This is a genomic window from uncultured Endozoicomonas sp. (assembly GCF_947495845.1).
Lineage (GTDB): Bacteria > Pseudomonadota > Gammaproteobacteria > Pseudomonadales > Endozoicomonadaceae > Endozoicomonas.
In genome coordinates this window covers 1-26,794 of sequence record NZ_CANMAO010000028.1, presented here as the reverse complement: position 1 = coordinate 26,794, position 26,794 = coordinate 1, and the positions used below count along the sequence as shown (strand labels likewise).

Annotated in this window: 21 protein-coding genes and 1 pseudogene; 9 read left to right on the top strand and 13 right to left on the bottom strand. The window is 46.7% G+C overall.

The window, feature by feature from the left end; all coding sequences use genetic code 11:
- Positions 1-43 precede the first annotated feature (43 nt).
- From mmsB to Q1B11_RS16020, 4 genes are all read right to left on the bottom strand, one after another.
- Positions 44-940 (bottom strand): 3-hydroxyisobutyrate dehydrogenase, encoded by an 897-nt coding sequence (gene mmsB / locus Q1B11_RS16035; protein WP_299734328.1) that lies wholly within the window; start codon positions 938-940, stop codon positions 44-46.
- A 227-nt stretch (positions 941-1,167) separates the two neighbouring features.
- A complete protein-coding gene (locus tag Q1B11_RS16030) occupies positions 1,168-1,968 on the bottom strand; it encodes an enoyl-CoA hydratase (protein WP_299734327.1) in 801 nt (266 codons plus the stop codon).
- Positions 1,968-3,137 (bottom strand): acyl-CoA dehydrogenase family protein, encoded by a 1,170-nt coding sequence (locus tag Q1B11_RS16025; RefSeq protein WP_299734326.1) that lies wholly within the window; start codon positions 3,135-3,137, stop codon positions 1,968-1,970. The genes Q1B11_RS16030 and Q1B11_RS16025 overlap by 1 nt, the downstream gene beginning before the upstream one ends.
- Positions 3,138-3,219: 82 nt before the next feature.
- Positions 3,220-4,401, bottom strand: a complete 1,182-nt coding sequence (locus tag Q1B11_RS16020; protein WP_299734325.1) for an acetyl-CoA C-acyltransferase — start codon at positions 4,399-4,401, stop codon at positions 3,220-3,222.
- A 369-nt stretch (positions 4,402-4,770) separates the two neighbouring features.
- Here Q1B11_RS16020 and Q1B11_RS16015 point away from each other — a divergent pair, with 369 nt between their 5' ends.
- The 3 genes and pseudogenes from Q1B11_RS16015 (at position 4,771) to Q1B11_RS16005 (ending at position 8,341) form a co-directional block, all read left to right on the top strand.
- Positions 4,771-5,733, top strand: coding sequence for a carcinine hydrolase/isopenicillin-N N-acyltransferase family protein (locus tag Q1B11_RS16015; protein WP_299734324.1), 963 nt, complete (start codon positions 4,771-4,773; stop codon positions 5,731-5,733).
- Between the two features lie 191 nt (positions 5,734-5,924).
- Positions 5,925-6,461 (top strand): annotated as a pseudogene (gene speG, locus Q1B11_RS16010) (spermidine N1-acetyltransferase).
- Positions 6,462-6,736: 275 nt separating this feature from the next.
- Positions 6,737-8,341: an RING-HC finger protein gene (locus Q1B11_RS16005; protein WP_299734323.1), complete on the top strand. Its 1,605-nt coding sequence runs from the start codon at positions 6,737-6,739 to the stop codon at positions 8,339-8,341.
- 311 nt (positions 8,342-8,652) lie between these two features.
- Here Q1B11_RS16005 and fabV read toward each other — a convergent pair whose 3' ends face one another.
- Positions 8,653-9,855 (bottom strand): enoyl-ACP reductase FabV, encoded by a 1,203-nt coding sequence (gene fabV, locus Q1B11_RS16000; RefSeq protein ID WP_299734322.1) that lies wholly within the window; start codon positions 9,853-9,855, stop codon positions 8,653-8,655.
- Between the two features lie 306 nt (positions 9,856-10,161).
- Between fabV and Q1B11_RS15995 the strand changes: the two genes are divergently transcribed.
- The gene (locus tag Q1B11_RS15995) at positions 10,162-10,731 is read left to right on the top strand and encodes a phosphatase PAP2 family protein (RefSeq protein ID WP_299734321.1); all 570 of its coding nucleotides are present in this window, start codon (positions 10,162-10,164) and stop codon (positions 10,729-10,731) included.
- Here Q1B11_RS15995 and Q1B11_RS15990 read toward each other — a convergent pair.
- Positions 10,709-11,878, bottom strand: coding sequence for a 5-(carboxyamino)imidazole ribonucleotide synthase (locus Q1B11_RS15990; protein ID WP_299734320.1), 1,170 nt, complete (start codon positions 11,876-11,878; stop codon positions 10,709-10,711). The two genes, Q1B11_RS15995 and Q1B11_RS15990, sit on opposite strands and share 23 nt — an antisense overlap.
- Positions 11,879-11,950: 72 nt before the next feature.
- Positions 11,951-12,415, bottom strand: a complete 465-nt coding sequence (purE, locus tag Q1B11_RS15985; RefSeq protein WP_299734319.1) for a 5-(carboxyamino)imidazole ribonucleotide mutase — start codon at positions 12,413-12,415, stop codon at positions 11,951-11,953.
- 318 nt (positions 12,416-12,733) lie between these two features.
- Here purE and Q1B11_RS15980 point away from each other — a divergent pair, with 318 nt between their 5' ends.
- The gene (locus tag Q1B11_RS15980; protein ID WP_299734318.1) at positions 12,734-14,338 is read left to right on the top strand and encodes a hypothetical protein; all 1,605 of its coding nucleotides are present in this window, start codon (positions 12,734-12,736) and stop codon (positions 14,336-14,338) included.
- 179 nt (positions 14,339-14,517) lie between these two features.
- On the opposite strand, the gene Q1B11_RS15975 is transcribed toward Q1B11_RS15980, so the two are convergent.
- Both Q1B11_RS15975 and Q1B11_RS15970 read right to left on the bottom strand, forming a co-directional pair.
- Positions 14,518-15,084, bottom strand: a complete 567-nt coding sequence (locus Q1B11_RS15975; RefSeq protein ID WP_299734317.1) for a YceI family protein — start codon at positions 15,082-15,084, stop codon at positions 14,518-14,520.
- Positions 15,085-15,114: 30 nt separating this feature from the next.
- Complete coding sequence (locus Q1B11_RS15970; protein ID WP_299734316.1) at positions 15,115-15,660, bottom strand: cytochrome b; 546 nt, start codon at positions 15,658-15,660, stop codon at positions 15,115-15,117.
- 118 nt (positions 15,661-15,778) lie between these two features.
- Between Q1B11_RS15970 and Q1B11_RS15965 the strand changes: the two genes are divergently transcribed.
- A complete protein-coding gene (locus Q1B11_RS15965) occupies positions 15,779-16,672 on the top strand; it encodes a LysR family transcriptional regulator (RefSeq protein WP_299734315.1) in 894 nt (297 codons plus the stop codon).
- 1 nt (position 16,673) lies between these two features.
- Here the strand turns inward: Q1B11_RS15965 and Q1B11_RS15960 are convergent, their stop codons facing one another.
- Positions 16,674-17,231, bottom strand: coding sequence for a hypothetical protein (locus tag Q1B11_RS15960; protein WP_299734314.1), 558 nt, complete (start codon positions 17,229-17,231; stop codon positions 16,674-16,676).
- 93 nt (positions 17,232-17,324) lie between these two features.
- Positions 17,325-18,377 (bottom strand): aldo/keto reductase, encoded by a 1,053-nt coding sequence (locus Q1B11_RS15955; RefSeq protein ID WP_299734313.1) that lies wholly within the window; start codon positions 18,375-18,377, stop codon positions 17,325-17,327.
- A 202-nt stretch (positions 18,378-18,579) separates the two neighbouring features.
- Here Q1B11_RS15955 and Q1B11_RS15950 point away from each other — a divergent pair, with 202 nt between their 5' ends.
- The gene (locus Q1B11_RS15950; RefSeq protein ID WP_299734312.1) at positions 18,580-19,176 is read left to right on the top strand and encodes an HNH endonuclease; all 597 of its coding nucleotides are present in this window, start codon (positions 18,580-18,582) and stop codon (positions 19,174-19,176) included.
- A gap of 61 nt (positions 19,177-19,237) precedes the next feature.
- Complete coding sequence (locus tag Q1B11_RS15945; protein WP_299734311.1) at positions 19,238-19,549, top strand: TusE/DsrC/DsvC family sulfur relay protein; 312 nt, start codon at positions 19,238-19,240, stop codon at positions 19,547-19,549.
- 12 nt (positions 19,550-19,561) lie between these two features.
- On the opposite strand, the gene Q1B11_RS15940 is transcribed toward Q1B11_RS15945, so the two are convergent.
- Positions 19,562-20,659 carry an enoyl-CoA hydratase/isomerase family protein gene (locus tag Q1B11_RS15940; protein WP_299734310.1) on the bottom strand — a complete coding sequence of 366 codons (1,098 nt, stop codon included), beginning with the start codon at positions 20,657-20,659 and terminating at the stop codon, positions 19,562-19,564.
- Between the two features lie 819 nt (positions 20,660-21,478).
- Between Q1B11_RS15940 and Q1B11_RS15935 the strand changes: the two genes are divergently transcribed.
- The gene (locus Q1B11_RS15935) at positions 21,479-23,686 is read left to right on the top strand and encodes a J domain-containing protein (RefSeq protein WP_299734309.1); all 2,208 of its coding nucleotides are present in this window, start codon (positions 21,479-21,481) and stop codon (positions 23,684-23,686) included.
- 57 nt (positions 23,687-23,743) lie between these two features.
- On the opposite strand, the gene Q1B11_RS15930 is transcribed toward Q1B11_RS15935, so the two are convergent.
- Positions 23,744-26,563 (bottom strand): insulinase family protein, encoded by a 2,820-nt coding sequence (locus Q1B11_RS15930; RefSeq protein ID WP_299734308.1) that lies wholly within the window; start codon positions 26,561-26,563, stop codon positions 23,744-23,746.
- Positions 26,564-26,794 lie beyond the last annotated feature (231 nt).

Genomic DNA, 26,794 nt, shown 5'->3' with positions numbered 1-26,794 from the left:
AGCCGCTACTTTATAGACAACAGTGAGCGTCTGATGAAAGAAGTTAAGCGTCGTACAACTTGATAATACTGGAAAAGTCCAACGTGGTTCCAGAGCGAGCACTATGCATTCGATAAAGGTTATCTGCCAGAGAGCCCAGAGGAGTCGCGGTGCCACTGGCTTTCGCAGAATTCAGTGCAAGCCCGAGGTCTTTCGCCATCAACCCCACCATAAAGCCACCCTGATAGCCATTGCTGGCCGGTGTTTGAGGCATCACTCCGGGCACTGGGTTGTATTTGTCCAGCACCCAATTACCACCAGAACTCTTACTCATGATTTCTGACAACACGGCCGGATCAAGCCCATTATTGATACCCAGTGTTAATGCTTCTGAGGTACCGGCCATCAAAATAGCCAGCAGCATGTTGTTACAGATTTTTGCCACCTGCCCTGCGCCTGCTTCACCTGCATGGAAAATATTCTGCCCCATCACTGCCAAAAACGGTTTTGCCTGATCTACAGCAACCTGAGAACCGCCCACCATAAACGTCAATGTTCCAGCAGCTGCACCCGCTGTGCCGCCGGATACCGGCGCATCAATAAATGGAATGCCACGGGCAGTGGCATCTGCTCCTACTTCTCTGGCAACATCGGCTTCGATGGTGCTGCAATCAATGACCAGGCAATGCTTTGGACAGTGCTCTGAGAGTCGACTAAACACACCCTCTTCACCAAGATACAGTGACTTCACATGTTTTCCGGCGGGCAGCATGCTAACCACCACATCGGAGCCCTTCACTGCATCGGTTACCGAATCTGCAGTACGACCGCCGGCCTGCTCGAACTGACTCAACGCGTCGGGCATCAAATCAAACCCACAAACATCATAACCGGCTGTGACCAGGTTACGCGCCATGGGACCGCCCATATTACCAAGACCGATGAAAGCTATCTTTGTCATTATTATTATCCTTTAATCGTCGCCTAAGGATTTGCCCTGAAATAACTTCCACATTTCAATTAGCGTTGTCCGTTATCCGCTTTCCGTTGTCCGAAAAGCTGGAACTACCTGCGCTTTTGCGGATCACGGATCACGGACTTCGGATAGCAGTCTCAACGATGCTGCAAGGCCTCTGTAAATATGGATCTTATTTCGGGACAGTTCCTACGGTTTAATCGTCTAACTGATTAATCGTAAAACCACTCTGGTTTCCGTTTTTCCAGAAAAGCACTTACGCCTTCCTGCTGGTTTTTACCCTTGAACAATTCCAGAAAGAGTTCCCGCTCAATCGGTAAAACATCCGCAGAAAAACCAGAGCGCCCCATTTGAATCAGCTTCTTACATGCTTTGAGCGCATCCGGACTTTGCCTTCCGGCTTTCTCGGCCAGGGATTTGGCCTGGTCAAGGCCTTTGCCTTTTTCCGTCACCTCTTCCACCAAGCCAATAGCCAGCGCTTTTTCTGCATCGATTTTTTCGCCACAGAGAATCATCCGCTTGGCCCACGCTTCGCCTACTAACAAGGTAAGATTTTGAGTACCGCCCGCACAGGGCAATAAACCGACACCGGCTTCTGGTAATGCCATAACGGCTCCCGCTTCAGCCACGCGAAGATCACAGGCCAGTGCCACTTCAAGACCACCGCCCATGGCGTAACCATTGATGGCCGCAATGGTGAGTCCGTTGAAGTGCGTTAACGCCTCAAAGGCTCTGCCAAAGGCTTCGGCAAAAGGCCTTGCCTGATCTGGCGTGAGGTTATCAAAACGCTTCAAATCTGCACCGGCACTGAAAAATTTGTCGGAAGCGGAAGTGATCACCAAAGCCACCACATCCGGTTTCTCATTAAGTTCGTGAACCATGCCCTCCAGCTCAATCAGACTTTCTGGCGTCCAGGTGTTCGCAGGTGGGTTGTCCAGTGTTAAGACTGCAGTCTTCCCTTCAACACTCAATTTCAAGACCGATGATGCTTTCATTGATAACGTGACAGGCATTATTGCAACTCCATTCCGGTTTCCGATATTCCCTGATCCAACAAACGACGGGCGACAATCAAACGCATAATTTCATTGGTGCCTTCGAGGATCTGATGAACACGAGTGTCTCTCACATAACGCTCCAGCGGATATTCTTTGATATAGCCATAGCCACCATGAATCTGCAGGGCTTCATTACAGACGTTAAAGCCCACATCCGTCGCAAAACGCTTTGCCATGGCACAATAGGCAGACGCTTCAGGATCTTTGTTATCCAACTTAAACGCCGCCAGTCGTACCATTTGACGGGCAGCCACCAGCTCGGTGTTCATATCGGCCAGTTTGAACTGTAAAGCCTGAAACGCTGCCAGCTCACGTCCAAACTGTTGCCGTTCTTTCATATAAGAACGCGCAGTATTTAATGCCTGCTGCGCAGTGCCCAGGGAGCAGGTGGCAATATTAATCCTGCCGCCATCCAAGCCTTTCATGGCAAAAGAAAACCCTTGCCCTTCTTCACCGAGAAGATGATCCGCGGGTATACGGACATTGTCGAAAGCAATTAAACGGGTTGGCTGGGCATTCCAGCCCATTTTCTCTTCCTTCTTGCCGTATTCAATACCGTTCAGATTGGCCGGCACCGCAAATGCAGAGATGCCTTTTGGCCCCGTCTCACCGGTTCTGGCCATTACCAACAGCAAGTCAGTACTGCCAGCACCCGAGATGAACATCTTCGAGCCGTTAAGCACATACTCATCACCCTCACGAACAGCGCTGGTTTTCAGTGAGGCGGCATCACTGCCTGAGCCGGGTTCCGTCAGGCAGTATGAAGCGAGTTTTTCTCCGCTGACCAGCCCTTCACCCCAATCGGCTTTCACTGATTGGGTGGCAAATTCACCGATCATCCAGGTAACCATATTATGAATGGTGATATAGGCGGTAGTTGCCGTACAACCCATGGCCATCTGTTCAAAAATAATGTGGGAATCCAAACGGGATAAACCAAGACCGCCCATGGCCGTGTTGGTATAGAGGGAACAGAAGCCAAGCTCGCCCGCAGCCTGGATCACATCAACAGGAAAGTGGGACTCAAGATCCCATTGTGCAGCGTTAGGTGCCAGTTCAGCACTGGCGAACTGCTGAGCCAGATCACGAAAAGCAATCTGCTCTTCAGACAGGTTGAAGTCCATGGTTGTGTACTCTTATTCTTTTTATTGTACTGTCTATTGACCGGCAATTCTTACCAAATTACCGACCAACCTGTATTCAACATCAGATCATTTCAATGGCAACCGCTGTGGCCTCACCACCGCCAATACACAACGAAGCAACGCCTTTTTTGCCACCGGTTTTCTTAAGGGCATTTAACAACGTCACCAAAATCCGTGCACCACTGGCACCTAAAGGGTGACCCAGGGCACAAGCACCACCATGGATATTGACCTTGTTGTGATCAAGCCCCAATTCACGCATCGCCATCATAGCGACGACAGCAAAGGCTTCGTTGACTTCGAATAAATCCACATCGCTGGCCTGCCAGTCAATTTTCTCCAGCAGCTTACGGGTGCAGTCAACAGGAGCAATGGTAAATTCTTCCGGCTTTTGGGCATGGCTTTGATAACCAACAATCCTTGCCACTGGCTGAAGCCCTTTCGCGACTGCATCACTTTCACGCATCAACACCAGTGCCGCTGCACCATCAGAAATAGAACTGGAGTTCGCTGCGGTCACAGAGCCATCTTTAGCAAATGCCGGACGCAATTGACGGATTTTTTCAGGGCGTGCTTTACCCGGCTGCTCATCAATCGCTACCAATCCCTTACGGGTCTCAACAGGCACAATCTCATCTTTAAATGCCCCGGTTTCAATGGCCTTCTTAGCACGATCCAGAGATGCCAGTGCATAGTCGTCCATTGCCTCACGGGTTAAATCAAAACGATCTGCTGTCTGCTGAGCAAAAACACCCATGGCTTTACCGGTATAAGCATCTTCAAGGCCGTCGGTAAACATATGATCTTTTACCTGACCATGGCCAATGCGCATACCCGAACGGGCTTTATCCAACATATACGGCGCATTACTCATGCTTTCCATGCCACCAGCAACCACAACATCTGCCTCACAGGTCTTTAGCTGGCTTGCACCCAGCATGACGGTTTTCATGCCAGAACCACACAGTTTATTGACCGTGGTCGTTGGTACAGAGACCGGAATACCCGCACCCACAGCAGATTGTCGTGCGGGCCCCTGGCCGGTGCCAGCCGGTAAAACACAACCCATGATGACTTCTGATACTTGATCAGACGCAATACCTGCTCGCTCAAGAGCCGCCTTAATCGCTACGGTGCCAAGTTCAACCACAGGCACTGACGACAAATCACCCTGAAAGCCACCCATCGGTGTCCGGACTGCAGATACAATGACAATATTCTCGTTTACCGGGTTAGAGGACATATCAAGACTCACTTGTTTGTTCTTTTTCTAGTATGGAAAAACTGGGTAACGTCAATGTTCATCCAGTGGTATAGGAGGCTGTCAGACTTACCACTGACCTACTGCCTTCCAGTCTGGTATGGGATGCCCATCAATAAACAACAACATCCACTTATTAACGCATCATAGCGTTTATGATCACAAAAAACGACACCGTTTTCCTGTCTGGCATAGCCAAGGCATTAGTCAAAAACGGTCATTCTGTGATTAGACAAACAACAGATTACTGATACTTTTTATAAGAAGCTGTTCATGATCTTTTGCGAATAGCGAAAGCGAGGAGAAAGATTGTGAACAGCTTCTAAAAACTAATCATACTAGGAGAACCCCATGCCTGCCCCCTCTCTACGCAAGCCGCTTTCATGTTTATTACTGGTTCTGGCTGCCACACCCCCTCTCATCAGTGAGGCATGTACCACCTTTGCCTCGGTTGGCACAGCCAATAAAGATGGCGGACTGATTATGGCTAAAAATCGCGATTCCCTGGCAGCCTATGAACAGCTCACCATCAAAAGAGAAGCAGGAAAAAGTGCCTATCTTGGTCTTTTCTATAACCATTCAAACCATTCGCCCTACCCGTATCTGGCAGCAGGTATAAATGAACACGGCCTGTCTGTGGTTCAAAACGAATCCGCATCCATTAACAACGCTAACCAGTTTAACGATAAAGATCAGTCTGCGGTTTTGTATGAGCTACTGGAAAATTACCAATCCGTCGCTGAAGTTCTCAACGATGAAGAAAAACTATTCGGAAATGGTATGGCCAATTTCCTGATCATCGGTGACAAAACCGAAGCCATTCTGGTGGAGGTTGGGCCGAATAAAAAGCAGTACCAGATAATGAGCGCCCGCGAAAATAACAACCGGTTATATCACACCAACCACTACGTCCTGGATTCAATGAGGTCACTGAATCAAGTGTACTACCCAGACTCTGCGGATCGCTTTGACACCATTAAAGCCATGATGCAGGCCAATACGTCGGAACTGACCGCAGTCGGCGATTATTATCGCTGGGTGAACAGCGCACAAAACGGTTATTATGACAGCATTATTCGGGAAGTGACTGTCGCCAGTTGGATTGCCGAGGTACCCGACAGCGGCACACCCCAGCTCCATGTTCGCTTCACATCGCCCAGCCAGAACTTTGAACGTTTTCAGATATCCCTTACAGATTCGTTTTGGCGTGATGCGCCAACCGCCGTGAAATCACAACCACTCAGTGGTAAAGGTATCACCAGCGAGCCTGTCGGCAGTGAACGCCGTTACCGTTACACTGAAGGCGAGTTATAGGACAGATCTCCCTGAAAAATCAGTTCACTCATCAGTTCATTTACCAGTTAAATAGTGCAATCACGTCAAAGGTCATATTTTTGATAGTCACCAGCATCGGTAATCACTTAGAATCCCGAAAAATACCTCCCCGGTTTACTCAACAAGTGGCTATTTATATTCATTGGTCACAAAATCATTGAGATTTTCGGATGAAAAGCAGTATCCGTTTACGAGCTCTAGAGAAGAAAGACCTGCGCTTTATTCACTCGCTGAACAACAATCGCAGCATCATGTCCTACTGGTTTGAAGAGCCTTATGAGTCGTTCGATGAGCTGGACGATCTTTACGGCAAACACATTCACGATAATACCGAGCGTCGCTTTGTTGCGGAATACACCCCGCAACACAGCACCACACCGGAATCCGTTGGGCTGGTGGAACTGATTGAGATTGACTATATCCATCGAAAAGCAGAATTTCAGATTATTATCGCGCCGGGGCACTAGGGAAAAGGCCATGCCAGAGCCCTGATCAAATCCGCACTGGATTATGCGTTCACCATACTGAACCTTAATAAAGTGTACCTTGTGGTTGCAGTAGAAAATGAGAAAGCAATTCACCTTTATCGTGAAACAGGCTTTATTGAAGAAGGAAGACATATTCAGGAGTATTTCACGAACGGCCAATACTGCGATGTTCTACGGATGTACATTCTGCAACAGACATATCTGACAAAAGCGCCGTGAGCTCAATGCTTAATTAATACCCCCATTCATTAATAACTACTCTGATATAAAAATCAGACATTTCAGTGAACCTAGTACCACTTAAGCCATCTAACCCTTAATTCATAAATATTACGGGGAAGCTGGCTTAAACCCTTATTAATAGCTTCACTCGTTAGAAAAAATGAGGTTTAACGATGGAAGTAGCAACCACCCCCCTAAGCCCTGGGAATATCAATCACAACCCATTTGATCAAAGCTTTAGGGCTGCTATCATCCGCCGACAGGAAGGCAGGATGTTTAACTATGATGTCACACACGTGCCTGGCAGAGGAACTATTCAGTCTGATGCCCCCAACGAGTCATCAGGCTCTAACGAAACCGACAAGATGTGCAGGCATGTTGCCCGCATTGCCACTTATGAGACAGCTGAGGACTCCCTTTTTCCCCTAGCAGAATTCGGTTTTTTCCATATTGGTAATAACCGGTTGCAGTGCTTTAGCTGTCAATCCATTATCGCTGACTTGCCTGATGGGTATTCGGTAAGCGACAGGCACTGGCATAAAGCCAACTGTGCACTTGCTAATGGTAGCGAAAACAAGAATATCCCTTTATCTGGAGCTCAACCTGCATTTTCAGGCAGCTTTCCTGCTGCGCACTCCACTCAGGAAGCTTCAGGTCTGCTTCCTTCAGTTCGCCATCCTGAAGCAACAAACAGAAGCCCCTTTGATGAGCTGGAAGATTTTTTTCAAGACAGAAGCACACGTCCATCTACGTCGAACCAACAAGGTAACGGCCAATTATCCGCAACAAGCACCAGTAATACACACCAACACGCTCAGAGGACTACTCAGGAGCCTACTCAAAATCATTACCCAGAGAATCAAGCACATCGACATCCAGATGCAAACTCTGCAAGCGTTAATCTTGAACGTTTGCTCGCCGAGCAATACCCTTGCCTTAACCCTTTTAAGCCTGAATATGCTGATCTTGCCGATCGAATAGCAACTTTTTACGACGTACAGGGGCGCTGTATATGGCGTGGACTAACAAACGCAGAACCTATAGACATTGCCGCTTCGGGCATGTTTTATCTAAATAATGAAGATCGGACAAAATGCTATTACTGTAATGGAGGCCTGAATAATTGGGAACGTGACGATGACCCATGGTTCGAACATGCCAAATGGTATCCCCGTTGCGAGCACTTACTGAGAAAAAAAGGCCCTCTTTATGTTCATGAAGTCACCTGTCAGTTCCCTGACCTGGAGCGCCCTGACCCCGATGGCCTCTTAAGAGAACCTCTGAGACAACAAGCACCAGGGCGGAGGCAGGTTGTGTCGGGGATTCAGAGACTGAATACTTTAAACAATGGGCGCGAGACACCTTCCTTCCCAATCATTGACCCTCAAAGGGAACGACAAAATCAAGAGAGCAAAATACGTGGCTGGATGGACTCCAATGAATGTGCCAATGCCGCAAAAGATATGGGCTTTGAAGAGTCACACATCGTTATGGTCATTAAGAGAAAACTGGATGGAGGTAATAATAGTCAGGACTTCTTTCCATTCTCCTCAGTCGTTGATCTTGTAGACGCGCTGGTGGAAACACAGAATGAGTATGAGAGTCTGGCCTCAAACAACGAAGAACAGGCAACCACCTCCGAACCACACGTTGAGCAAATGTCTGGAACATCTCAACCCCAAGAACAGACACCGGAAGCCGAGATTGCCAGACTGGAAGCTCAAAAAAAATGCAAGATATGTAACAGAGAGGAAAGCTGCGTAGTATTTGTACCCTGTGGTCATTTAAATGCCTGCGTGCCCTGCGGGGAAAGGGCAAGCAATTGTCCTGTGTGCAAGAGACACATCACAGAAAAGGTCAGATCCTATCTTTCTTGATGGGGCAACTTCGCAGTCATTTAAACCAACGATATAGAGGTTCTCAACGGTCACATAAACGGTCCACTGAGAACGCTCCCTGAGGTTTTCATTAGTCAATTGCGATCATACTTCCCGACAATGTTGCCGGATATCGTCCCATCATCCAATCGTAAGTGGTTGCTGTTGTCCAAATCTGGAGCTTGTCCATCAGTAGGGTATAGGCGTTTTTTCCTGATCATCACTTCAAGACTGAGTTATTTGATCATTCGCTCAGTCTTGAAGCATCTTTGTAAATTAATGTAGAACTTCAACAGCCTATAAGGAGAAGTTTATATAGTAGTAACCTCAAAATCATCCTGTAGATTGACATCCGTTTCATAATCAACCCCGTCTACACCAAAACCAAACAGCTTCAGGAACTCTTCTTTATAAAGGGTATAATCCGTTAACTCCCTGAGGTTTTCATTGGTCAATTGCGACCATACTTCCTGACAATGTTGCTGGATATCGTCCCGTAGCTCCCAGTCATCCAATCGTAAACGGTCGCTGTCGTCCAACTCCGGTGTTTGTCCATCAGTACGGTATAGACGATCACGGAACATCCGGTTGATCTGCTCGATACAACCCTCATGCACCCCTTCTTCACGCATTTTCTTAAAGACCATGGAGATATAGAGCGGCATTACCGGAATCGCTGAGCTGGCCTGGGTCACGACACTTTTCAGAACCGCGATATTCGCAGAACCGTCGATGGCTTTCATATTGTCGTCGATAACATGAGCTGCACGATCCATGTCTTTCTTAGCCACACCCAGCGCGCCTTCCCAATAGATTGGCCAGGTTAGCTCTGTACCGATATAACTGTAAGCAACACTTTTGCAGCCTTTCGCCAGAACACCGGCTTCAGACAGGGCTTTCATCCACAATTCCCAATCCTGACCACCCATAACGGTAACGGTTGCCTCGACTTCCTCTTCCGTTGCGGGTTCTACCGTGGCTTCGAATAGTGTGTCTTTGTTGGTGTCCACGGCGGTCGCCGTATAAGGTTTACCCATGGGTTTTAACACTGAGCGAATGACTTCTCCGGTGTCCGGCATTTTACGCACTGGCGATGCCAGAGAATAAACCACCATGTCCACCTGGCCCAGGTCCTGCTTGATCAGCTCAATGGTTTTCTGCTTGGCAGCATGGCTGAACGCATCACCGTTCAAGCTTTTTGCGTAAAGACCGGCTTCATGAGCCAGTTTTTCAAAAGCTGCGGAATTGTGCCAGCCGGCGGTGCCAGGTTTGGTTTCAGAGGCCGGTTTTTCAAAAAACACACCGATGGTGGCAGCGCCAGAACCAAAGCCTGCCGTGATGCGAGAAGCCAGCCCATAACCACTGGAAGCACCAATCACCAGCACTTTTTTAGGGCCATTGTCTACCGGGCCGAGGGATTGAGTGTATGCAATTTGCTCTTTAACATTGGCTTCACAGCCCACCGGGTGAGTGGTGGTGCAAATAAACCCGCGGATCCTTGGCTTGATGATCATCGTTGTCCCCAGCTGGAATCATACAGTGCAGGGTGAATCACCCTGATGGTAAATAACGGAGTAGCTTATCCAAAAGCCGTAACGGGGAAAAGATAAAGTACGTTTAAGACGGTAGCATTCTAGAACTGTTACGTTACAGGTTGTATATAACCATTCATAAAATCAACCGTAATACGCCCAAATTCTTCTGAACAACTATTCAAACAACTATTCAAACAACTAGCAGTAGCCACCCTTTCAGCTTTCTTCTGCACCGGCGATAAAAACAAAGAATCAAAAAAACTTTACTGTTTTTCAGGAGCTCTGATGAAAAGTCTAAAGCTACTGTACGTAGTCATGCTGCTGACAGCATCCGCAAAAGCATTTCCAGAAGAAAATAAACAATTACATCGAATTGGAGGCTTCCTATCCGGAAACCTTGTCCATTTCGCCACCATCCACACTCTGTGGAAAGAGTCTGGTGATCAGGATTACGAATGGGTAAATGGCCTTGTACAATTGCATCTTGGTCACACCGTCAGCAAGCAGTTGGTCATTCCCAAATTAAAGGACACCTTCGACAGGGAAAGGCCTTTTGGTCACGGCAATGACTCTTTTCCATCAGGGCATGCAGGCACTGCGTTTTATCCGGCCTGGTATATCTATGAACGCTATGGCATGGCGGATGCCTTGCCATATCTTGTCGGAGCAACCATCGCAGGTTACGCCCGGGTCAGGAACGATCACCATTACTGGTCAGATATTGCTGGAAGTGCGTTAGTGACCTATGGACTAAATCAGCTGTTTACCTCTTCAATGGATAATCCTGCCTCTCCAGTATTGGGTGTTGGTTTTAATAAAGACGGTACCTGGATCAATGTCGGAATGCGGTGGTAGTTTCTGAACTTAAAAAAGCCCCCATCCCAGCTACACCAGGAAAATCAGACTCTGCCAAGCTTCCAGCCAAAATCGATAGCTTATCACCGAGCCGCGCAGAGTCTTCAGCAACAACATTGATATGCCCCATCTTACGTCCGGGACGTTGAGTTTTTCCATACCAGTGACTGGTAACACCCAATACCGACAGTACATCGACAGGGATTGACGGTTGCCCCAGCACATTAATCATGGCGCTGACACCCAGCATCTCCGTTGACCCCAAAGGCAAGCCAGCAACAGCCCGCATATGGTTTTCAAACTGACTGCATAAAGTGCCCTGCTGCGTCCAGTGGCCAGAGTTATGAACCCGAGGAGCAATTTCATTCACCATGAGCTGGCCATCAACCTCAAAAAATTCGATGGCCAACACACCGACATAATCCAGCTCGGTGCTGAGGCGAGTAAAGGCATCTACTGCCTGCTGTTGAATGGATTCTACAACGGGGACGGCGATGGATAACGTCAGCACACCGTTGGTGTGCTCATTTTCTGTGACCGGGTAAATCGCCACCTTGCCATCTTTACCTCTCGCACCGATCACGGAGACTTCACGCTGAAACGGAATCATCTGTTCCGCAATAATCGAGTGAGGATGATCGGTACTGCCCTTGTGCAGAAAAACCTGCATTTCTGACCAGATCTGCTCAATATCCGAACCGTCTTTGATTCGCCATTGGCCTTTGCCATCATACCCTGCCTGACAGGTTTTGATGACCAGGGGCTTGCCGAGGATCTCAATCGCAGTATCAAGATGCGCTCGTTCGGTGATCAACTGCCAGGGCGCACAGGGCACACCGGTTTTTTGCAACAACGCTTTCTCAATGCTGCGATCACCACCCGCCTTGATCGCCTGTCGGCCAGGATAAAATTTGCCCGAGGCATCGCACAACGTCAGCACGTCATCGGGAATATGTTCGAATTCTGCGGTAATAGCGTCACAACCAGCAATGGCTTCTGCCAGGGTCAGGCTGTATTTTTGTTGCGTCAGGGGATGAATGATGTGACCGGAGCCAACATCATAAGCGGTGACATTAAGATCCAGCGGCGCACCCGCAAGGCTCATCATACGGGCAAGCTGACCGGCACCGAGAACTAATATGTCCATGAAACTCTTCTGCACACTCTCTAGTTATTGGCTCTACGTTAGTGGCGTTACTGCAACGGAATGTATGGCTGTTTATTCTGCAGGATCCGGGTTCGCCAGGATGGACTCAGTCTGTTCTTTTCTGAACGCATCAATTTTAGCCAATAATTCCGGTTGCTGGCAGCCAAGAATCTGAGCAGCCAAAAGGCCTGCATTAGCAGCACCGGCTTCACCAATTGCCAGGGTGCCGACCGCCACACCTTTGGGCATTTGGCAGATAGACAGTAGAGAATCAATACCGTTCAGGGCTTTTGACTTCACCGGAACACCCAGCACCGGCAGGCTGGTATATGCCGCCGCCATGCCCGGAAGATGTGCAGCACCGCCAGCACCGGCAATAATCACTTTAATGCCTCGATCTGCTGCTTGGGAGGCGTAGTCCGCCAGTAACTGGGGCGTACGATGGGCAGAAACAACCTGTGTTTCGTAGTCGATTCCGAAGTGGTCCAGCATATCCGCTGCGTGTTTCATTGTGGGCCAGTCCGATTTAGACCCCATTATTATACCAACCGTCATAACCGCTCCTTTCTCAGAACGCAGAATCATAGCATAGGCTTGGAAGGAGTGAATGGATCGACTATCAATTTCTGGGGCTAACTGCCTGCATATAGAGCCATATAGTCAACACCGGCGATATATTTGCTAACAATACGCTGGATTTTGAATGATAGAGAGTAACTTTGTTAGCACCCTGAACACTCTGGTTAGGCAAACCAGAGTCACTCATCATTATTATGTGGAGAATTACCGCCTGTTACTCATCACGGAAGGTTCTGGCGGCTAAGACTGTATGCTCAGAATAAAGGGTAATAGGTAATGAGTAGTACCAACCTGTATTTGAACGCTTTACCAGCGGCCTCATATGCATGGAATCTGTCTAAAAACAGCTACTTGCACATGAAGTGCCTACGAACAGCAATGGCTTATGTTGCAGGTGTTTTTGGCTTATATAAAGTCACGGTTGCGGATGCAAAAAGTTATCTGAAAACCTTTGATCAACCTGATAATTCTGGTACCTGCAGCACAAAAGCAGGCAGAAGCTTATACAAACAACTCACTGAACGTGACATTTCTATAGTGCCAGAGGATCAGATTGTCGTGAAGACAGTCCAACGACCCACCCACTCTAGCGTGGTTCCAACTCAGCCCGCAACGCCAAGTAATAATGACCAAACACCGCCCCCAAAGACAAAAAAGAAGGTCACTTTTGCTCTTCCTGATAGTACCGAGCCAGGTACTCACGCGGTTAACAAAGTAACTCCATTTCAGGGTGATAACGAAACCACATCTTCCAATCAATCATCAGCCCCTATAACAGGCTCTGATCCAATCAGGCAAATGAAGGCAGAGGATTATTCAAATTCAAAAGCACCTGTCATTCAGCCAAAACAGCAGCTGAATTCAGCTGAAATCAGACAAAACATTGATCGACTACTGGCAGGTATTGACAAAGAGATTGATCAAATACGTATTCCGGGTTATCTCACAGATCACGATACGCTTCGTAACTTACTGAAAAAGCCATTCAACCAATATCGGGAGCAACTAGGGAGCTACGTTAACCCTACTGCCAATAAGCTGCATGAGGATCTGAAACAGCTAACGATCATGCAGCGTACGATGTATGCCGCAGTGCGATCACCTAATGCTGCTGACAAGCTTGAAGATTTGCCTCTTAAGGGTATTCGCAACCCTACAGCGACTCACTGTTACTTCATTTCTCGATGCCAATATCAGATACACAACCAGATTTATCGTTTCTTTATAACTTCATACGGGCTCCTCGGAGAGAAGGCACTTAACATCAAAGCGCTTACACCAATTGAACTTGATAATGAAATGAGGAAAGACGGGAGGTTCAATAGATTGTCGTCAGAAGCTAAAGCGTTAAACCGTCAGTTGAGTAACGGAGAGCAAGTTACTGGTCTATGCATGAATAAAGAAGACGAGCTTAAAAAATATAAAGAAGAGCTCAGCACACAGGTTATTGAAAAGTTCAGGCAAAAACGGACAACCGAAGCTCTAAAAGAGGTGGATATCTGGTACAAGTTTTACAACAGCCATATGTCCGATAAAACCACAGGACCAAGCCAGATACCCTTTAATCTTGGAGCATACCAATCCATAGATTTCCCATATAGCGCCTTTAGCATTCCACGTAAACTGGAATTTTTGCCATACGATATTGCCAAAAATGATCTAGATAAGTTAAAAAAGCCGGGTCAAGAAATTGCTTTGTGCGTTAACAACACAGCCCATCATCATTGGGCATTGGTGAAACGCAAGGATGGTTCGTTTGCAGAACTGAATGATAGCTATGTGACGCTTCGACAATTCAATAACGTCGGTGATTTAGTCAAGCATTATTCAAAAGAGCGTATAATAAAACTGGCTTGCGATTCGATTAAAAAGGACGAGTGAAGTATGAATTTTCATCTCCTTCAAGCTTGTCCAGGGATGATTTTCCAAGTTATCGAACCAATTTGTACAGGGCTTCAGTAATTAGGGTATTTGACATAGGGTTCCACTCTCAGCGCAGTCATACTGGATATTAGAAATGGATAGAACGTAGCCGTACAACTACGCTCTCACTATTCTAATTACTGACGAACCCCTTCAATGTGCAGCTCAATATCCACATGGGTAGACGCTGGGCCAAGGTTATAATCAATACCGTAATCAGCTAGCTTCAAAGTAGTTTTTCCTTCAAAGCCTGCACGATAACCACCCCAAGGGTCACTGCCTTCACCAATAACGCTCACCGGAAAACTGATATCTTTGGTGACGCCGTGCAACGTGAATTGACCGGAAATAACACCTTCACCTTCGCCAGTGGCTTCAAAGCCGGTGCTCTTGAAGGTGGATTTAGGGAACTTTGAGACATTCAAAAAGTCAGAACCTTTCAGGTGCTTATCACGCTCCGCATGATTAGAGTCGATACTGGCCGTATCGATTTCAACAAAGACAGACGATTTTTCCGGGGCACTGGCATCGTATTCAAACTGACCATCAAAGGTGTTAAAGCGACCCAGCAACCAGCTATAGCCTAAATGTTTGATCTTGAATTGCACAAAAGCGTGCGCGCCACGGGTATCAATATTATAGGTGGCAGCCTGAGCCAGAGTTGCAGAGGCCATTAATCCCAGGGCCAGTATTATTTTTTTCATTGTGTTTCCTTTTCTTTCCGTTGTTTTTCTTTAATCGGTTTTCAACATCCGCATCAACGTACGGTCTTTATCAATCACATGATGTTTAATGGCGGCGGCAGCGTGTAAGCCCACCAGCACCATCAAACTCAATGCAAGCCACCAGTGAATCATGCCAGCAATATCTTCCTGATTGTCCATCATCAAACTGGCAGGCACTTCGAACACACCGAAGACATCAATGGAACGACCATCGGCTGTCGAAATCAAATAGCCGCTGACAAACAACGACAGCATGAACAGATAAAGCACACCGTGAACCAGATGCGCCACTTTATGCTCCCAGGCCTTATTTCCCAGTGGTTTTGGCGCCGGGTTCAGCAGTTTCCAGACCAATCTCGCCACCCAGGCCATCGCCAGCAGGATGCCAATGCCCTTATGAAGATCAAGAGAACCTTTGTACCAGGCATCGTAATAGGTGAGCTCCACCATATATAAGCCCAGTCCGAAAAGGCCGAAAATGGTCAGCCCCATCAACCAGTGAAAGGCGATACTGATCCAACCGTAACCTTCATTATTGTTTTTTAGCTGTGCCATCACGGTCACCAGAGTACGTTAATGGCACTACATTACCGCTAGTCAGTTGTGTAAGAAATAGCTTTATCTCAACAACAAATGTGCAAAAATGCACAGATAACGGTATTGGGATAACGTAATGAAGAACCTGAACTGGGATGACATCCGTATCGCACTGACAGTAGCCGACACTGGCAGCCTAAGTGCGGCAGGCCAACAACTGGAAATGACCCACTCAACCGTGTTGCGTCGGGTAAAACAGCTGGAAAACCAGCTCGGTCAACGTTTGTTTATTCGCCATCAGCGCGGTTATCGCCTGACCGAAGTCGGGCATCAATTGTTGGAAAAGGGAAAGTCGGTAGCAGCAGATATGCAACTGTTGCAATCCAGCCTGACCATGATGGGAGATTCGCCTTCAGGAACCCTGCGCATTTCTACCGTCTCTGATTTCTCACAATTTCTGGTGCCACTGGTTGCTGAGTTTCAACAACAATATCCAAGCATTCAGATTGAGGTTGTCGCCACCGACGAGATCCTTACCCTTAACCGTGGCGATATTCATGCTGCTCTGAGAGTGGGGTCCTCATTAACAGAGCCGGACCTTATTGCCAAACCATTGATGCAGGTCACACTCAGCTATTTCGCATCGGGCTGCTATGCAGAACGTTTTGGACTACCGCAAACGCTTGATGAGGTAACGCAACATCGCTGGGTTCTACCGGCTGGGGGAAAACAACGCATTCCCGGTATTAAAGCGCTGTATGATCGCTTGGAACCGGAAAACATTGTCTTCAAAAGCAATAGCTTCCACGATATTTATTTTGCTGTACTGCATGGAATGGGTATTGGTCCTTTCGAATCCCTGAACCGACAAAGCCAGGCTCAAGGTCCTATCCACCAGGTTGACTTCGGGCTGGCAACAGAAGCGTCACCTATGTGGATGGTCTATCATAAAGATTTAAAAGACAGCATTCGTATAAAGTTGTTTCAGGACTATTTAATGAAAGCCTTGCCAGCGTTCATCAGCTATTGAGCTAATCAAGCTTACGATGGGTCGCCACAAAGCCCGAACCAATACCAAGGACAAATAACAAAAGACCCCCCCAGAGAGTTATGGGGAAATCAGCTGCAACGTTTCTACGAACTTCCAGAAAGGCATGATTAATATGCGACTGGTGATTCATAAGCAAAAGCTTCCAGGAATAAACGCCGGCTTCCTCTACAGATATCGTGCCCATGGTATGAACCCTGTTACGCTGTTTAGCGAATTCATTCACGGGAATCTCTTTTTTATCCCGCCGAAGGGTCAGGGCTTTTTCTGAATTCAAGATGGCTTCATCAAGCGGATTTTTCAACTCAAACGTGTAGCTGTAAAAGCGGGCTGCCTCTGTTTTGGTGCGACTTTGAAAGCGAGTATGTAATATGACTTTGATCGGATTCATATCCGGACTTAAATCCATCTGCCCCTGATCACGCCCCACACTCTGCACCGGAAACTCATAAACCGTCTCACCGGATTGAATGTAAACAGAACCGCTATAAATGATACAGCCAAGCCCTGCAACCATCATTAATGTAGTCATCCATTTCATGGTGTTTACATTCCCTGTAATGTGGTTTCTTTCAGACTAACAAAGCAAGACTGCATGCGTCACGTATAAAATGTCATTACCCCATACCGGCCTTTAAAACGGCACAGGATAGGCTTTGAACACCTGATTCACTTCCTCCATCAACTCTGCCGACGGTTTCAGGTAATAGGCATCAATATTCTCCTTCAATTGATCCAGACTGGTCGCACCAATAATGGTCGAGACAACGCCTTCTGTTTGATAAACCCAATACAGTGCCAGCTGTGCCAACGTTATGTGATGACGCTCAGCAATCTGCAAATAGTGTTCGATGGCTTCATGAGTTTGCGACTGGTCCCGGAACAAACCGTTTCTCTGAGAGAGAGACCATCGTGCCCCTTCTGGCATTTGTCCATTGCGGTATTTACCGGATAAAACACCGCCCGCCAGTGGCGACCAGGGCAAATACGCCAGCCCTTCCAATACGCAGGACTCAAGCATATAAGGGGAATCTTTAGCATGAATGAGATTGAATTCATTCTGAACCGACACGGGGCGAGGTAACTGATGCTTCTCACTGAGTCGGACATACTCCCCGATGCCCCAGGGCGTGTCATTAGAAAGACCAAAGTGCTTAATCTTTCCTTCATCGATACACGTTTGCAGGCTGTTGAGAATATCCAGCATCTCTTCTTCCTGGCGTGCACAATCCACCGTTGTGTGGGGCACCATACCGGGCCAGTGTTTACCAAAATGCGGCGATGTCCGGTTTGGCCAGTGCAATTGGTAGACGTCAATGCATTCAAGATTTAGTCGTTGCAGCGAACCTTCCAGCGCGGCTTTGAGATCAGCGCCACTGATGGGGCGACCTTCTCGAATCCAGGGTAAACCGGCGCCGACCATTTTACTGGCAATCACCAATCCGTCCCGTTTCTGCGGATTCGCCTTGAGCCATTTGCCAATATAGCGTTCAGTATCGCCACTCAGCTCCGGTTTGGGTGGCACCGGATACATCTCGGCAGTATCAATAAAATTAATGCCCTGATCCAGGGCAAAATCGATCTGCACAAAGGCATCATCTAACGTATTTTGCCTGCCCCAGGTCATGGACCCAAGACAGACTTCAGACACCTCTAGATCACTGGTTCCCAGCCGGACTTTTTTCACAGCACACTTCCTGTTCACAATGGATTTTCTAATAGATAAACACAGCGCCAAGAATAATCAAACCTCAGGTTGCTTTTTTGCGGCAAAAAAAGTGTGTTAAGTTGAAACTATAAAAGTCGGTAATGGAACGCCGATAATTTGAGTATCACCCGCCTGGCAAACGAGTGATGACAATCAGGGAATGATAAGAGGAATCTCTGTCGTGTATATTCTACGCCTGAACACTGCCGGACAGCCCGTTGAGTGGCTCACCTGGCAGGAAGCCGTCTGTCTTTATTCACGAGAACTCGTCCATTGGAGCCTGGGCGACATCATATATCGCATTCACGGCGGTTATAACCGCTTTCTGGGCGATCGCACCGTGGTGGAACTGCCCAGCATTATTGCCTGCGGGGGCAAACGCTTATTTCCCTCCCGTAATAACCCTGCTCTCAGTAACTACTCCCTGTTTGAAAGAGACAACTATCAATGCCTCTACTGCGGGCACTATTATAAACGCCGGGAGCTGACGCGGGATCACATTATCCCCAAGTCTAAAGGCGGTGCAGACAATTGGATGAATGTAGTGGCCGCCTGCCGACGTTGCAATCAGCACAAAGGTGATCATCTGCTTGAACATACCAACTTATCGTTGATCGCCCTGCCCTACCGGCCGAATGCGGCAGAGTATCTGGCTTTGATTAACAGCAATCGAATCCTGCCGGAGCAGGAAGATTACCTGAGCAGCCAATTTTCCAAGAATTGTCGCTGGAAGAGTCGCAACCGTGAGTCCGATACCGGCTTATTGATGCCAGTCTGAAAGATGGTTTATCAGCGGCAGGTGCCGTAAAATCCTGCCCGATAATACTTCGGAACCTTCTATGACCCTGACTCTCGATAAAGATGGATTTCTCGCCAACCTTGAAGATTGGAATCACGACGTTGCGGAACAGCTAGCCCAGCTGGAAGGACTGACTCTGACAGAAGCCCACTGGGAGATCATCAACGCTACCCGCGAGTTCTATCAGCAATACGACATGGCGCCGAATCAGCGCCCCTTTGTGAAGCATATTGAAAAGTGTTTCGGGAAAGAAAAAGGAAACAGCCTCTACTTACTGAAGCTGTTTCCGGAAAGCCCGGCCAGAGTGGCTTCCCGCATTGCAGGATTGCCCCGGCCAACCAATTGTTTTTAATGAACGGTCATATTACAGATCACTGAGTGGATTCTCAGCCCAAGGTGAAGTAAAAATCTCACCCAACAGATCAGGGTTCACTTTGCTGGCGTCCGCAAACTTCCATTGTGGTTTATGATCCTTATCCACCAGCACCGAACGAACACCTTCACAGAAGTCTCCCTTCAACACGGTGTTGACCGACAACACCAATTCGCTCTGAAACACCTCTTTTAGCGACATATGACGTGCAGCTTTCAATTGCCGACGGCAAATGGCGGCCGACAGAGGCGAACCTCTTAGCGCTGTTTTGCGGGCAGTTTGTAGCCATTCATCATCGGTCACCAGGTTTTCCAGCCCTTCCATCACTTCTACCAAAGAGGATTTATCCATCAAACCCGCAATCAAATCACGATGCTCTCGCACTTTGGAATAAGGTAACCAGCCGGTACTCTTCTCCCGATATTCCTGCAGAATCCCATACACCACTTTATGGGCTTCCTGCGCACTCCAATCCGCCTGAGAAAGCGACGCCAGAACATTCTCGCGAAACGCCTGATCAATAAAACGATTAGCAAGGCCCACATAAATGGCATCCGCCGCATTTAAACGACAGGCGGTCAGCCCCATAAACAAACCAATGCCTGCTGGCATATGACTTAACAACCAACTGCCTGCCACATCGGGGTACAAACCAATGCTAATCTCTGGCATCGCCAGCATAGAGGTATCCGTCACCACCCGGAAATCAGCACCTGCCATCAAACCAATACCGCCACCCATAACAATGCCATTACCCCAGCAGATCACCGGCTTGGTATAGGCATGAATCAGGTAATCCAACCGGTATTCGTCTTCAAAAAATCGAGCGGGAGATTCAATTTGTCCGTCGACAACCGCCTGACGCAAAGAGCGAACATCACCGCCGGCACAAAAGGCTTTTTCACCACCGCCCTGCATAAACACGGCGACAATATCCGGATTGTCCTGCCATTGTGTGAGCTTGTGGTACATCTGCTCAATCATGAATGGGTTCAGGGCATTCAACGCCTTTTGAGCATTGAGGGTCACCAGGCCAATTTTTTTATTATCCCGGGCTTCCAGTTCAGATAGCAGAACGTCAGCGGTCATAGCAATTGCCTCATATATCCTATGAAGAAAAAGGATATGTAACAGTGGGGTTATTATCAATGGGGAGGGAGTAATCTTTTGTGAAAGAAATATCAGCAAGACAATGATTTGCCAGACAGAGCCCAACCAGTTCTCCGGTTACACTGTGCACGCCTATGTTGTTGTGAAAAATTCTCTAACAAAAACTGTGAACACCGGCGTCCGTGGGCGGAAGATAGGCTTAAGAAACTATCGGATAATTTGCCTCAGGAGCATGAAGGAGGTCGAATAAACCATAATAATGGACGATGTAGCAATAACAATAATAGCGACAATTGGTTTTAGTAGTTTCAATGGACTTTCCTATGCTACTGAAGCTTCAAAAATTTTGATTATGACTTTTTAGCCAACCAAAACAGCATCATGTTACGAAACAAATTTGAACAAAGGCTTAATGGAAAACACTGCTTTCTGACTAACAACCTAAAAGAAAGTAGGAGCTACAGCTCTGTTAAGCTGCGGTAAAATATCAGCCATCCTATTAAACCTTAAAACAATAGGCACATCATAAGAAAAAACGAGCCATTCATATCAACAACCCACCACCATCATCTCTCGAAAAAAATCAACTAAACCATAAAAAAACAACCAACAAAAAAACCATTTAAAACCTTGCATACCAATTTAGATCTTCAATTTAGACAAAGGTCTAATATTAAATGATATGCAAACCTAAACACCAATCAATTAGTCGTAATTTGTTAAAAACAACATGAAAACAACCAAAAAACCTTATAACATATAATTAATATAAATTAAAAATTAATTACAGAGGTTAATATGGCAAGCTCAAGAATACCAAGAAGCTCATATTTCAAAAACACTGACTTTGGAAAAAACACTCCAAACATTAATAAAGAAAAAGGTGCTTTTTTTAATGGAAGAAAAGCCACTTCCAGCTCAACAAATAGATCCACAAAAACAAACACGAACCATTCCAACAAGCCTGAAGAGAAAAAAAGATCTACAGATCCGATCTACTATCCAGTAGATCCAACCTCAAAAAATTCAAACATGTGGAAAGAAATCAGTAAATTAGTTGAAGCAGATGATTTAAATGGCGTAGACCCAAAAGTCATTGCCAAAAAAGTAAATGGCACATTCGAAAGAACAACTAACAACAACATTAGATTCGACCCAAACAGCTTCATGCCTGCTGTTTTTTCAACCATGCCACTATTGATTAATTTAAACAAATGCCATCCAAACGACATTCTAGATTATTTCAATGACAGCGGAATGTCAGCCGACAAAGATTTCAACCAGATTAAAAAAACTCTATCCCTAAAATCAATTAAAGAAACTCTTGTCGACTGCCCTGACTCCGTCAAAAACAACATGTATATAGAAAAGATAAATGCGTTACTATCTATTCAAAAGAACACACATCAATTAAAACCATCAATGTTCGAAGGTATTAATGAAAAAAGTACATTTATAGACTTTTTAAATATGAAAATGAGTTTTCTTGTAAAGCAGGATATGGAAACACTCTTTGACAAAGTTACTAAAAAACAACAATCATCAACTAGACCAGAAACAGAAGAGTCAAGCAAACCTCAGAAAGCCGATAAGAAAGACAATACTGACTCCAAAACAGCACCCGACGCTTCTAGCAAAACCACAAAGCCAACAAAGAACAACAGAGCGAAAAATGAAAGTCAAGAGCAAGCCAAGAAAGATTCCTACAAAGCCTCTGAGCCATATAAGATGTCAAAACCACAGAACACTTATGGTTACTGGCAACAGATGAAAAAGCTTGTTGCAAACGATATAGATCATGGTATCGGTGATGAATTAGTTGCGCAAAAATTAAACCAGATTTTCGAGCAATCTGATGTTTCGGGCGTTTGCGATGTGAAACGATTTAAAGCGAAATCATTCCTTAATGTACTTGCTGATGCAATACAACGTGTCGATTCGATATACGGAAAATCGGGTAACGAAACAAATCGAAACAATCGACTGAAGAGCCATCTTTTTCCTACGTGCATTACAGAGAAAATTTTAACCTGTAAAACTAAGCACCAGGTTCAAAAAATGTTGTCTCAGGTTGAAGGTAAACTCGCAGGTCTTTCAACCATAGAAGCATTAAACCTGATAAACCGTGAGCTTTCCAATGCGGGCTCCTCATACCGACTCAGCGTAGAAAAATTATTCCCTATCCACCCTGAACTGGGGATAAGTACAGGAAAGATTATCGCAGACATCAAATCCGACCTGCATAGCTGGTATAAACCGGAGCACTCCCAGATGTTTGTTACCAAAAAACAATTTAAAATTGAACTTGATCATTACACGACAAATGTAAATTTCAATAAAGCACAGAAAGAAGCCAAGGCTCGCCGAGAACAGGCGAATAATGAAAGGGCAAAACATGAAAAGGCAAGACAGAAAGAGAATTCAGAAAGTAACGCCCGCTATGAGAAAACTCGTCAGGAAAATGCCCGCAAACGCAGAGAAAGGCAAGAGCAATTCCGCCAAGAGCAGGAACAGAAACAGAAACAATACAATCGATCCCGTCAGGAAAGGGAACACGACAGACATCATTATAATTTTGACAGCGGCTTTGGAGCAGGTTTCGGAGCAGGGTTTGGCGGGGCAGGCACTGGATATCATTCAAAATATACCGGTCATGGCCAGAACCGTTCAGGCAGACAGCAGTTCTTTACTAACAATGCTCCCCCAAAGGTCAATGACTATCCAAAATCCACTAACAAAACATTAAATGATTTACTGGCTCGGTTTTATGGTAAGTCTATGGATAATGTCGGTGATGCGATGGCCATTCTGTGCATCAAGGGAGATGAACTTTCTGCAGGAATCGTGAAAAAAGCGTATCGAAAACTGTCGTTACAATATCATCCAGATAAGTTCAAACCTGAAGGTCTGAGCGATGCTGAAACAACTTTACAGAAAAAACAGTATGAGGAAATTTTTAAACTGATTAGTAATGCCAATACCGTATTGGTACAAATGTTCGATTAATGAACCAACGTTACTGACACAGAGTGTCAGTAACGTTATTCATGCACAGATTTAGGATTAATGCTGCAATGGCAAATCGCTAAAACAATCCATGGAGGTGCACTCCATTCTGGATCCCTCTGCTTGATAGGCTGATTTATGCGGCTCACCAAAGGAACGAACGACCAGCTTGCCCTTATTCTCCAGCAAACGATCCAGAGCAGCCTGCATATCCGCCGGCGTCAGCTGACGAACCGCTTCCGCAATCCGTTCACGGTTATCAAAATCCGTTTCACCACTGGCAATGCCTTGCCAGAACCGATTGTTGCGCTCATCCTGGTTATCATCTTTCTTTAGCAGATCGCCGATCAGGCCCTGGCGATACTGCTCCAGCTCTTCATTGGTCAGGCTGGCAAAGGCTGCTTTCTGGGATTGCAAAAACTGCTCAACTCGACCCTCAAGACCTGTGGGATCCAACTTTGGCGATTGCACAACAAAGATAATACCCGGATGCTTTTCAAACGGCCTTGGCCCGGCAAACACCACATAGCCCAACTGTTGCTCAGTACGCAACACATTAAAGAATGGGTTAGCCAGTAACCGACCTAATAATGCATATTGTGCCCGCTCGCGATTACCGGTCTCCGGCAGTTGGTAATAACTGATCAACATGGAATCGTCGTGTTCAATATCCATGGTGACCACACGATCCGTGTCGCCCAACAGGTGATAAGGAAGATCAAACCGATCGCTGCGATTGGTATCACTTAACAAATAGCGTTCAACCATCGCTCCCATTTGCAGGGCACTGGCTTCGCTATGGTTGCCGAGCACCAGCATCTCCACATGAATGTGCTGATAGAAGGCATTGGCATACTGTTGCAGTTGTTTCCAGGTGACCTTCTCTGCCGCTTTCAATAACGTAGCGTCGTCCGGATAACTTGGGTAAGCCAACTGGCTCAGAGCATCCAGCCCCAGGCGGTAAGGTGTATGGAACTGTTTGTTCTTCAGTGAACGAAGCAGTACCGCCTTTTCCTGCTCAAAAGCGTTTTCCTGGGGATTAAACGTTTTCACCGCTTCCAGAATGTCTTCAAGCAACAGTGGTTGTTTATCAGAATAACCCGACAAACTGATCATCACCCCCCGACGCCCGGCAGTGATGCTGTAATTCAACCCCGCTTCTTTAGCTGGATAACCATATTCGTTCAGACTTCTGGACAATAGCGCTTTATAAAGCTGCACCATCACATTTTCAGCCGGTGTTTTCGACGCTTCTTCCGAAGAAATCATGACCCGGATATTTCCCCGAGGCATGCCAAAGCTGGTATCGGTAAGATTCCAAAGACGAAGCCCTGACTTCTCCAGAATCACCTTTGGATTGCCGATACGGCTTCCTTCCACTAAGTCCAGATTATCCGCTATAAAGGGGTTGGGTTCAGGAATGGTCAGCTCACGGTCGACTTCAGGCGTACGCAGTCGTTTAACCAATGCCGCTGGCAGCTTTTCAATGCTGTAAGCCGTTTCAAAATAAGGCTCTACTTTATCCGTAGGCAAACCTTGGGCAATCACCACCTGACGAAGATTCTCCGGGGTCATCTTATTGAGATAACTCAGAATCAATTCCGGATCATAGGCTTCGTATATATAGTTCGCTTCCAGCAGATGTTCCGCCGGCAAATAATGCATTCGAGATGCCAGACCCGAAACGGTCTGCTGAGGATTACGATCTTCCTGGAAACGGAAACCCAGCTCTGCCACCTGTTTGCTTTCCTGATACAGGCTGGCCTGCATGCCTTCTTGACGAATAAGATCGAGATAATCAAAAACAATGGCGGTAATGTCGTCGACTTTTTTCAGTCCTTCTGGCGTCAGTTCCATGCGAATATTGAATTCACTGTATTCACCGGGCAGATCGCTGCCGTAGGATGCTAAAGAGTCGATCCAGCCACGGTCTTTCAGATAACTGTGCAGACTGCCCTTGCCTTCATAACCGACAACTCTTGCCAGATAGCCAAGGGGTTTAAGCTGGTAATATTCCTGCGTGCTTGGCAGCGGAAAACTTAACGACAGAACACGAGTGTCTTTCAAAGGCACGATATTGATACGCACCTGAACTTCATCATCCGAATAGGGCGCTTTACCAATCTTTAACTCTGGATGAGTTCCGGAAGGCACTTCACTGAAAGAGGCATTAACCCATTGTTCAAGCGTATCTAACGACTCTTTACCATAAACCACCACGCTCATATTGGAAGCAACGTAGTATTTTTCATGAAAGTCTTTCAAGGACTGCCACAGTTGACCATCGTCGTTATTCAGAGTGTCCAGACTGCCAATATTGAACCGGCTTTTCGGGTGCTCCGGATTGGACGTTTTGTTGGTGGCCATAAACAGACGCCAGCCGTCTTCGCGAGCGTGGAGTCGGTATTCAGAATCCACCGCGTTCTTTTCCCGCTCCACATATTCCGGGTCCAGCTTTGGCGCGATAAAAAATTGAGCTAACCGATCCATCGCCGGCTGAAACTGATCACTATTGATATCGAAATAATAATTGGTGCGGACATCCGCAGTATAAGCATTACTGCCACCGCCGTTGGCGCGGATAAACTCAGAATAGCCATCCACGTCCGGATATTTTTCCGTCCCCATAAACAACATGTGTTCAAGGAAATGCGCCAGACCCAGACGATCATCCGGATCCTGATAGCTGCCAACATTCACATCCACCGCAGCGGCAGACTTGTCGGTATCCGCATCAGAAATCAGCAGCACCTTCAAACCGTTATCCAGAGTCAGATACCGGTAATCCCGATCATCCGCCGGGCTTTTAATCACATCGCCAGGTGTCACCAGGGCTTCTCTCTCCGTCGTCATTGAACAACCTGCTATTGAAACCATGGCTATTACTCCTGCAACCATTGACACCAGTTTGGTAAACATATCAGTTTTCACAGTCTGAGCACCATCACTCCACAGAACATTGCCTGTGCGTCGAATTATGTATGTAAACAATGCAAAGAATTTATTGTTACCTATTCGCAAGCCATAAAGATAGCCTCGTCAGTAAAATCTGTGGGCAATTTCTGGTTCAGGTAGCTTGCCAAGTGCATGGTATAACGCAACTTCCGC